Source organism: Pseudomonas sp. P4_C4 (assembly GCF_056402055.1).
The window spans coordinates 1-9,466 of the sequence record NZ_JBFUID010000110.1 but is presented as its reverse complement, the minus strand read 5'-3'; the positions used below and the strand labels follow the sequence as shown (position 1 = coordinate 9,466).

Sequence of the window (9,466 nt, the reverse complement as noted above, 5' to 3'; positions counted from 1 at the left end):
ACTTGAAACGGGTGATGAAAATCCTCGGCGCGCAGAATCTGATGAAAGCGCTGGCGGCCTGAAAAGCCCCCTGTTTTGCCCGATGGACGAGCTGAGAAGCGTTACTAGTGGCATTAAAAGCGGGTTGGAGCTACGAAGAACGCTTTAGGTGTAATTAGCCAGCCAAACATCGTCGACGCTACGCGTCGACGATGTTTGAACCAGTTTTTACACACTCTGGGCCATGGATGGCCGATCGCGGCGGGCCCACGGAGCAGGACCGGAGCGAGGGCATGCCGAGCCTAGGCGAGGCACCGAACGTAAGGGGCAAGAGCCCTTGGTTACTTGGGGCCGGGCGGCGTTCCGCTCTTCCAAGTGACCCGCCGTAAGGGCGGAACCAATAGTCGCCGTTACCGCAAAAACGGATATGTACGCCCGCAAAACCACATCACCCAACACATAGCCATCGCGAGCAGGCTCGCTCCTACAGTGGATTTTCGGCGTGGCATAAAGCCGGCTTGTGGCAACGGGTCGACAACGGGTAATTTGGACGACCTGCCCCTCAAGACACGCCGGAGTTGATCCATGCGCATCGCCTTGCTGTCCGACATGCACCTGTCCGTCAACGCGGTCCCTTTTCCCACCGTGGATGCCGACATTGTCGTACTCGCCGGGGACATCGCCCGGCCGGCCAAAGCCATCGAGTGGGCCAGCGCGTGCCCGGTTCCGCTGCTGTACGTGGCGGGCAATCACGAGTTCTATGGCAGTGACCTGGTCTCCACCTACGAACAGTTGAACAGCCTGGCGCAAGGTACGCAGATCCACATTCTGGAACGTTCGGAATACGTCCACGACGGCGTGCGTTTTCTCGGCTGCACCTTGTGGTCTGACTATCGCCTGCTCGACAGCCCGGAGGATCGGGCGCTGGGCATCGACCTGGCGACCCAACTGATCCGTGACTTCAGCCACATCAGGATCGCCCCCGACTTTCCAGACCTGTTCACCCCGGCCATTTCCCAACTGGTGTTTCTGCAGACCGTCGCCTGGCTGGAAGACTGCTTCACCCGCGACAGCAGCACGCCCACGGTGGTGGTCTCGCATTTCGCCCCGACCCGGTCGAGCATCAGCCCGACCTTTGCCGGCTCGCCGATCAACTCAAGTTTTGTCTCGGACCTCGAAGAGCGGATCAAAGACTGGCAGCCGGCACTGTGGCTGCATGGCCACACCCATGGCAGCTTCGATTATCGGGTGGGCAACACCCGCGTGGCGTGCAACCCCCGGGGCTATGCCAAAAATGGCATCAATGAAAATCCTGATTTCGATGAGGCCTTGGTGATCGATCTGGAGTTCTGAGGTAACGCTCAGATCAACAGTTCCAGCGCATCGAACCGTTCGACATTCTCCGAAAGCCTCGGGCGCCCCTACCCCACGTCCGGCGCGAAACGTTGCGCGTACTCCCTGGGACTCACGCCAAGGCGCCGGGCGAAAACCTTCCTCAGCACGTCGACGCTGTGATAACCGCATCGGCGTGCGACCTCTTCCATCGAGCGCCCGCCCAGTTCGAGCTCCCGGCACGCGGCTTCCAGCCGAACGTCTTCCACGTACTTGGCCGGGGTGGTCTGCAACTCGCGCTGAAAGATCCGGATCAAGGTTCGGACACTGGTAGCAAAGCGGTCTGCGAGGATTTCCACGGTCAGCTGTGAACTCAGGTGCTCACTGATCCAGTGGCACAGTTCATCCAGATTAGAACCGGGGACCTGCTGCGATTGCAGGGCGACACTGAACTGCGCCTGCCCACCGGGACGGCGCAGGAACAGCACCAGGTTTTTCGCGATGTCCAGCGCAACGTCATCCCCCAGGTCTTCGCTGACCAGCGCCAAGGCAAGGTCGATGCCCGCCGAGATGCCGGCCGAGGTATAGACGTTGTCGTCCTTGATCCAGATCGGATTCGGATCGACCTGCACCTTGGGATATCGCTCGGCAAGATCGCGTGCCATGCGCCAGTGAGTCGTCGCCCGGCGCCCGTCCAGCAGCCCTGCGTCTGCCAGGGCGAACGCGCCGACACAGATCGAGCACACCCGTCGTACGCTTTCGGACCTCGTGCGAATCCATTCTATGGCCGCCCCGTCCAGCTGATCGATTGCCTGCCAGCCTGTCGCCACGATCAGCGTGTCGATGGCCTTGTCGGCACGCCGCTCGTGCTCGAGGGTCGTGTGCGCCATGAGCCCGATGCCAGTGCTGCTGGCCATTTGCGGGTCGACGCCCGCGCAGACCAGTTCAAGCACGTAGGGCGCGAAGGCTCCGTCGTGCAGAGTGTTCGCCAGGGAAAACACCTCGGCCGGGCCGATGACGTCGAGCCCGTCGACGGGTGGCAACCCCAGAATCACCACGCGTTTTGGTGTGCGGCTCTTCAATGAATGGCCAGGTTTCGTCTTGTTCATCACGGCGGGCTCCTGCACGTTCGAGGTACCAATATTGGCACAAATAATCCGAAAATAGTCAATTGCGCCACACGGCGAATCCATAGAGTGAATGGCAAGTCAACGTCATTCCCGGGAGGCACCATGAATACACCCATCAACATCGGCGGCTTCAGCGCTCCAGACTCCGAGCTAGCCCGCAAAGCCGCATCGCTCGTGGAACGCGTCCACTCCAGGGCGCTTTTGCATCATGTGCACCGGACATGGTGGTTTGCCGAATTCCTTGGCCAGCGCCGGGGCTTGCGGTACGACCGTGAAGCGGTCTACCTCGCCGCACTGCTGCACGATTTGGGGCTGACGCCCGAGTTTGCCGCCGACCAGCGCTTTGAAGTCGATGGCGCCGATGCCGCCCGTCATTTTCTCCTGGCCAACGGTTATCCGCAGGCGAAAGCTGAACAGGTCTGGGATGCAATTGCCCTGCACTCCAGCGCCGGCATCGCCGACCGCAAACAGCCGGAAATCGCCCTGATCTATCTGGGCGCCCATGTCGATGTCATGGGCCTGCACCTGGATGAAATCACCCCTTCGCTGGTCGACGACACGCTCGCGCTTTACCCCCGCATCGGCATGAAAGCGGCCTTTACCCAGGCCGTTGCCGAAGTGGCCAGGAACAAACCCCATACGGCCATTGGTACCGGGCTCGCCGATGTCGGGCGCCGCCATGTCCATGGCTTCGATTGCCCGAATGTCTGCGACCTGATCGACAACGCACCCTTCGACAGCTGATCCACTTCCCGTTTATTACAGTGAGAGAACCCATCATGCAGCCACACAAATACCTCATCACCGGAGCAACCGGTAAAACCGGCGTCTACACCGTCCGTCATCTGCTCAATGAAGGTCATGCAGTGCGGGCCTTCGTGCATCAACTGGACGAACGCAGCGCCGCCTTGCAGAACGAGGGCGCCGAAATCTTTGTCGGCGACCTGCTGGAACATGACGATATCTTGCGCGCCATGGATGGCGTGACCGGCGCGTACCTGTGCTACCCGGTTCGCCCCGGCTACATTCAGGCAACCGCCTATTTTGCCGATGCCGCACGGCGCGCAGGCGTCGAGGTGGTGGTGGAAATGTCGCAGATTTCCGCGCGGGAAGACTCTCTGAGCCATGCCGCCCGCGACCACTGGATTGCCGAGCGCGTACTCGACTGGTCGGGCGTGCCAGTGGTGCACATTCGCCCGACGTTCTTTTCCGAATGGCTGATTTTTCCGTGGGTGCTGGATCAGATCGTCAAGGAAAACAGGATAACGCTGCCGTACGGTAGCGGGCGGCACGCACCGATTGCCGCCGAAGATCAGGCCCGTGTGATCGCCAGGCTCCTGACCCAGCCGTCCGGCCATATCGGCAAGACCTACCCGTTGTGCGGTCCCGTCGAACTGAGCCATCAGCAAATTGCCGAGGAAATCAGCGCCATCGTCGGCCGCACCATCACCTACAGTCCGTCGACGCTGGAGGAGTATCGCCAGCACCTGCAGACCTACGATCTGCCGGAATTTGTCATCCAGCACTTCCTGGCGGTGGCGGTCGATTACCAGAACGGGATTTTTTCCGGAGTGGACGGCGTGATCGGGCAAGTAACCGGTCAAGCACCGCAGACGGTGGCTGACTTCGTACGGGCCAATCGCCAATTGTTCGAACAGTGACCGCGGGTGTATGCATCGGGTGTTCAAGTATCAACGCTCGCGCCCGATGCAACGCCGACAACCCGCTACACTTTCCTCGCTCCGCCGCTGCACCCGAGCGGCCAAGATCCCTGACGTCTGATCTGGAGGTATCCCATGAACGACAGCAGCGAACTCACCAACTTTACCGGCTGGGCCGCCACGGCAGCGGGCGCGCCACTGGAACCCTTTAGCTACGATCCCGGCCCGCTGGGAAGCGATGAGGTGGAAGTCGCCGTGGAATATTGCGGCGTCTGCCACTCCGACCAGTCGCTGATCGACAACGACTGGGGCATCAGCAGCTACCCGTTTATTCCCGGTCACGAGGTGGTCGGCCGTATCGTGCGGCTGGGCGACCAGGTTCGCGGCCTGGAAATGGGCCAACGAGTGGGCATCGGTTGGTACAAGGGCAGCTGCATGCATTGCACGTCGTGCATCGAAGGCTCCCATAACCTGTGCCGCACCGTGCAACCGACCATCATCGGCAGCAACGGTGGCTTTGCCGACCGCATTCGCTCGCACTGGGCCTGGGCCTTGCCGATCCCGGCCGGGCTCGACCCGGCGATGGCCGGGCCGTTGTTCTGTGCCGGTTCGACCGTGTTCAACCCGCTGGTGGAATTCGGTATCAAGCCCACTGATCGGGTCGGTGTGGTGGGCATCGGCGGCCTCGGTCACCTGGCGCTGCGCTTCCTCAACGCCTGGGGCTGCGAAGTCACCGCCTTCACCTCATCGCTGAGCAAACAGGACGAAGCCAGGCGCCTGGGCGCGCACAAGGTGGTCGCCTCGACCGACACGGATGCGCTCAATGCCATTGCCGGCACCCTGGATTTTCTCCTGGTCACCGCCAACGCCAACCTCGACTGGACGGCCATGCTCGCCACCCTGCGCGGCAAGGGCCGCCTGCACTTTGTCGGTATCGTGCCCGACGCCATACCGGTGCACGTGTTCAACCTGATTCCCCAGCAAAAAGTCTTGTCCGCCTCACCGGTCGGCTCACCGGCCAACACCGCGATGATGCTGGAGTTCTGCGCCCGTCATCAGATCCTGCCGCAGGTCGAGATGTTCCCCATGAGCCGGATCAACGAAGCCATCGATCATTTGCGCAGCGGCAAGGCGCGCTACCGCGTGGTGCTGGATGCCCGTCAGTGACAGGCGACGAACGAAGAAAAGGGCCGCTTATTCAAGCGGCCCTTTTTTTGCCCTCAGGGATTGGCCACCTGCGCCGGCAGCGCGGGCATGTGCGGGTCATTCCAGGTGAACCGATAGGCTTTGCCGGCCTCTTGCGGGAGGCATTTGCCGTTGTCGGCATCCGCCCCCACGATCGACCAGTTCGCCCGGGAGTTTTCGCCCAGTTCACGGGCCGCTTCAGGTTTGAAGCACTGGTTCAGTACGTCATCCGGTACCAGAGCGTAGGCCTTGGGGTGTTCACGCAGATACTGCGCAGCCTTCTCGATGGAGGAGTAATCCATGCCGAAATGCACGATCGGCTGACGGGCGAACAACCAGTGCCCCTCCTCCCAGTTGACCAGCACCAGATCGGCGCCCTGGGTCATGGATGCCGCCTGGGTCATGAGCACCTGATCAATGTTGGCGCCTTCCTTGAGCGGTTCGATGAAACCACGGGCGAACCACAGTACGAACCAGGTCGCGACCAGTGCCGGGAACACCCGACGCAAACGCGGGTGCCGTTTGAACCAGCGCTTGAGCAGCCACGGGATCAACGGTGCGGCGACCAGCACCAGCCCAGGCAGCGCCGGGTAGATGTACAGCTTGCGCTTGCCAGTGCTGATGCAGAAAAACAGCACCACCAGCACCACCCAACCGAGCAATACCAGGACCCGGCCGTCACGTTTTTGCAACTGCCGGCGCCAGGCAGGGACCAGCCATGGCAGCACTAGCACCAGCGGTAGCCAGTACTGCGGAATCACGTTGGTGAAGAAGTACCAGAACGGTTCGCGGTGATGCCACGCGGCGGCATAACGGCCCGCGGTCTGGTGCAGGAGGATCTCCCGCGCATAGGCAATTTCGTCAGCGCTGCCATTGACGATGATGGACAAGGCCAACGGCAACAGCCAGATCGCGATCGCTGCCAGCATCACCACCAACCCCAGCAACCACTTGCGCGCCTCGCCGGGCATGGCCACCACACCGGGCCAGTCTTTGCGCACCGCATAGGCGTACGGAATCAGCAACAGCGCCGGCAGGAAACCCACGCCCTTGGTGATCACGCCAATGCCCATGGCCGCGCAGCCCGCGTAAAACCAGCGCCACGCCGGGCCGATCAACAGGTGTCGCGCCAGACCGTAGAGGCCCAGGGAGGTGAACAGAATCAACAAACTGTCGATCTGGCCGGTGCGCAGGATACTGTAGGTCTGGTATGTCGCCAGGTACAACAGCGCGGCGTTGCGCCCGGTACGCTGGGTCCACAAGCGACGACCCAGGTCATAGACCATCGCCGTGACCGTCACGGCCGAAAACAGCCCCGGGATATAAAGGGCGATGTTCGGCTTGCCGGTCAGCCAGGTGAAGAACGCCACCGTCCACATGAAAATCGGCGGCTTGTCGCCGTAGATCTCGGCGGCCCGGTGCGGGATCAGCCACGAGCCGTTTTGCAGCATCTCCAGTGCGACGCCGAGGAAACGCTCCTCATCCACATTCTGTGCCTGGCGCAGCCCCAGTCCCGCGCCGATCAACAGCAGGGCAAGCAGCATCAGGCCCAGGCATTCGACCCTGGGCGACAGTGATCTACGCATGGTTTATTCCTTCACGCTTCTGCTTTTGGCAATCAATTGCAGGTTGCGAAAATAGACGATGGAGCCAAACGCCTGCCCGGCGATGAACACCGGATCCTGGCGATAAATGGCGTAGGCAAGCAACAAGGTGCTGCCGACGATGCTCAGGTACCAGAAGTTGGTCGGGATCACGCTGCGTTTCTTGTACTCGCTGTACAGCCACTGCAGGACAAACCGCCCGGTAAAGGCAAYCTGSCCSGCAAARCCGACGATCAGCCACARGGYTTCRCGAGACAACATCATCCTTCAATCTCCTGGGCAATGGTGTTCARCCGCGTGCGYTTGATCAGCCACCAGACRCCGAACAAATCGAGAATGCCGACCAGSGCGCGGTCGATGTTGCCGTATTTCGACACCCCGGCCGTGCGCGGCCGATGGTTGACCGGGTGCACGATCATGCGCCCGTTATGGCGCTGGATCAGYGCCGGAATATAGCGATGCATGTGGTCGAAGTACGGCAGGCGCAARAACGCCGCGCGCTCGATCAGCTTCAGGCCGCAACCGGTGTCCGGGGTGGCGTCCTTGAGCAGGCGGCGGCGCAGGTTGTTGGCGAAACGCGAGGCGTAGCGCTTGCTCGCCGTATCACGGCGATTGACCCGATGCCCGGCGACCAGTTGCACGTCAACCTGGCCCGGTTCGCCGCGCACCAGCGCCAGCATGCCGGGGATGTCCGCCGGGTCGTTCTGGCCGTCGCCATCGAGGGTCGCCAGCCATTGCCCGCGGGCCTCCCGTGCGGCGTGGTACAGCGAGGTGCTCTGCCCCAGCGACCGTTCGTGATGGAGGATGCGCAAGGTGTTCAGGCCGTTCTGGCGGATCTGCCGCAATTCCTGCAGGGTCGCATCGGTGCTGCCATCGTCGACGACGATGATTTCGTACGATTCAGCGGCCAATGCGACGCGGATTTCCTCAAGCAATGGCTTGAGGTTGTTCGCTTCGTTCTTGGCGGGGATCAGTACGGATACAAAAATGTCTTGGCTCATAGAGTCACTCTCGCCTTTATTGGATTTCTTTTATCAGAGGCGAATGAAGGTGTCGTACACCGGCCGACTCGATGCAGGGTTCAGCTATTTTGGGCGATGACGCCAACAATATCCCGCCCTGTGGACGCACTCGCGCGCGACCCCGCATACGGTGCCCGGCCAATTGTAAAAATGGCGTTAATATTTCATACACTTTTTGTCATCATTCACTTGATGACGCAACGAATTCGGTTGCCATTGGCGCTTGCCCATCTAAAGTGCACTCACGCAAGTGAAAAACATGAATCGGGTAAGGATGCAGAACCATGAGCACTGAGCAAGAGACGACTTTAGACGAGCAGCGGCTCGACAGTACGGAAATCCGCATTCTGGGCTCGTTGATCGAGAAACAGGCCACCAGCCCGGAAACCTATCCCCTGACCCTCAATGCCCTGGTGATTGCCTGCAACCAGAAAACCAGCCGCGAGCCGGTGATGAACCTCACACCAGGCCAGGTCGGCCATAGCCTGCGCGTCCTCGAAGGACGCGGTTTCGCCAGACTGGTGATGGGCAGCCGCGCCGACCGCTGGGAGCACCGGGTCGACAAGGCCCTGGAACTGGTGCCGGCGCAGGTCATCCTGACCGGGCTGATGTTCCTGCGCGGCCCGCAGACCGTCAATGAACTGCTGACCCGCAGCGGCCGCATGCATGAATTCGAAGATGCCGAACAGGTGGTGCATCAACTCGAACGCCTGATTGCCCGGGGCCTGGCCGTACTGATTCCGCGTCAGGCCGGCCAGCGCGAAGACCGTTACACGCACGCCCTGGGCGACCCGGCGGATATCGAGGCGATCATGGCGGCACGGCAAAACCCGGCCGAGCGTGGTGGCAGCGGGGTTTCTGTGGAACGTATCGAAGAACTGGAAGCACGCATCGCCGCACTGGAAGAACGACTGGCCCGCCTCGAGTAAACGCAGCCCCCGCATTGATTGGTGTCTGGTACGAAACCAGCGATCACCCTCAATCCCTTGTAGGAGCTGGCTTGCCAGCGAAGGCGGTCTGTCAGGCAACGTCGATGTTGAATGGGCCGCCCTCTTCGCTGGCAAGCCAGCTCCTACAGAGGCTACATCGCCTAGCTGCGGGCAAACGCCACGGCCTTCTGGAATTGCTCGTCCGTCGGGCGTACACCGGTGTAGAGCACAAACTGCTCCAGTGCCTGGATCGCGATCACTTCCAGCCCGGTGATGACCCGCTTGCCTTCGGCACGAGCACGCACGATCAGCGGTGTTTCCGAGGGAATCGCCACCACATCGAACACAGTTTCCGCTTTTTCGATCACGTCCGCCTCAAAGGCCAGTTGATCGGCCTCCGGTCCTCCCGTCATGCCGATCGGGGTGACGTTGACCAGCATCTGCGGGCGACGATTCCCCAGCTCTGCCTGCCACTCATACCCCAACGACTGCGCCAGCGCCTGGCCGGCGCGCTCGTTGCGGGCCACGATCAGGCCGTTTTCATACCCGCCATCGCGCAAGGCGCTCGCCACGGCCTTGGCCATCCCGCCGCTGCCGCGCAAGGCAAAGGTCGAGTCCTTGGGC

9 protein-coding genes and 1 pseudogene are annotated in these 9,466 nt (G+C 61.5%); 5 read left to right on the top strand and 5 right to left on the bottom strand.

Features of this window, described 5'->3' with window-relative positions:
* Positions 1-564: 564 nt before the first annotated feature.
* Positions 565-1,332 (top strand): metallophosphoesterase, encoded by a 768-nt coding sequence (locus tag AC1DXW_RS30395; RefSeq protein ID WP_477760862.1) that lies wholly within the window; start codon positions 565-567, stop codon positions 1,330-1,332.
* A 68-nt stretch (positions 1,333-1,400) separates the two neighbouring features.
* Here AC1DXW_RS30395 and AC1DXW_RS30390 read toward each other — a convergent pair whose 3' ends face one another.
* Positions 1,401-2,420: a GlxA family transcriptional regulator gene (locus AC1DXW_RS30390; RefSeq protein WP_477760861.1), complete on the bottom strand. Its 1,020-nt coding sequence runs from the start codon at positions 2,418-2,420 to the stop codon at positions 1,401-1,403.
* Between the two features lie 123 nt (positions 2,421-2,543).
* Between AC1DXW_RS30390 and AC1DXW_RS30385 the strand changes: the two genes are divergently transcribed.
* The 3 genes from AC1DXW_RS30385 to ahr all read left to right on the top strand — a co-directional run bounded on the left by AC1DXW_RS30385 (position 2,544) and on the right by ahr (position 5,269).
* Positions 2,544-3,185, top strand: coding sequence for an HD domain-containing protein (locus AC1DXW_RS30385; protein ID WP_477756374.1), 642 nt, complete (start codon positions 2,544-2,546; stop codon positions 3,183-3,185).
* 35 nt (positions 3,186-3,220) lie between these two features.
* Positions 3,221-4,102, top strand: a complete 882-nt coding sequence (locus AC1DXW_RS30380) for an NmrA family NAD(P)-binding protein (RefSeq protein WP_477756375.1) — start codon at positions 3,221-3,223, stop codon at positions 4,100-4,102.
* A gap of 135 nt (positions 4,103-4,237) precedes the next feature.
* Complete coding sequence (gene ahr / locus AC1DXW_RS30375; RefSeq protein WP_477756008.1) at positions 4,238-5,269, top strand: NADPH-dependent aldehyde reductase Ahr; 1,032 nt, start codon at positions 4,238-4,240, stop codon at positions 5,267-5,269.
* 53 nt (positions 5,270-5,322) lie between these two features.
* Here ahr and AC1DXW_RS30370 read toward each other — a convergent pair whose 3' ends face one another.
* The 3 genes from AC1DXW_RS30370 to AC1DXW_RS30360 are packed head-to-tail and all read right to left on the bottom strand — an operon-like array spanning position 5,323 to position 7,892.
* Complete coding sequence (locus AC1DXW_RS30370; RefSeq protein ID WP_477760860.1) at positions 5,323-6,873, bottom strand: ArnT family glycosyltransferase; 1,551 nt, start codon at positions 6,871-6,873, stop codon at positions 5,323-5,325.
* A 3-nt stretch (positions 6,874-6,876) separates the two neighbouring features.
* Positions 6,877-7,155 carry a lipid-A-disaccharide synthase N-terminal domain-containing protein gene (locus tag AC1DXW_RS30365; protein ID WP_477760859.1) on the bottom strand — a complete coding sequence of 93 codons (279 nt, stop codon included), beginning with the start codon at positions 7,153-7,155 and terminating at the stop codon, positions 6,877-6,879.
* The gene (locus tag AC1DXW_RS30360; RefSeq protein WP_477756006.1) at positions 7,152-7,892 is read right to left on the bottom strand and encodes a glycosyltransferase family 2 protein; all 741 of its coding nucleotides are present in this window, start codon (positions 7,890-7,892) and stop codon (positions 7,152-7,154) included. Before AC1DXW_RS30360 ends, AC1DXW_RS30365 begins: the two co-directional genes overlap by 4 nt.
* Before the next feature lie 305 nt (positions 7,893-8,197).
* Here AC1DXW_RS30360 and AC1DXW_RS30355 point away from each other — a divergent pair, with 305 nt between their 5' ends.
* Positions 8,198-8,842, top strand: a complete 645-nt coding sequence (locus AC1DXW_RS30355; RefSeq protein ID WP_477756005.1) for a YceH family protein — start codon at positions 8,198-8,200, stop codon at positions 8,840-8,842.
* A gap of 161 nt (positions 8,843-9,003) precedes the next feature.
* On the opposite strand, the pseudogene AC1DXW_RS30350 reads toward AC1DXW_RS30355, so the two are convergent.
* Positions 9,004-9,466, bottom strand: a pseudogene (locus AC1DXW_RS30350) (shikimate 5-dehydrogenase); the annotation flags it as partial.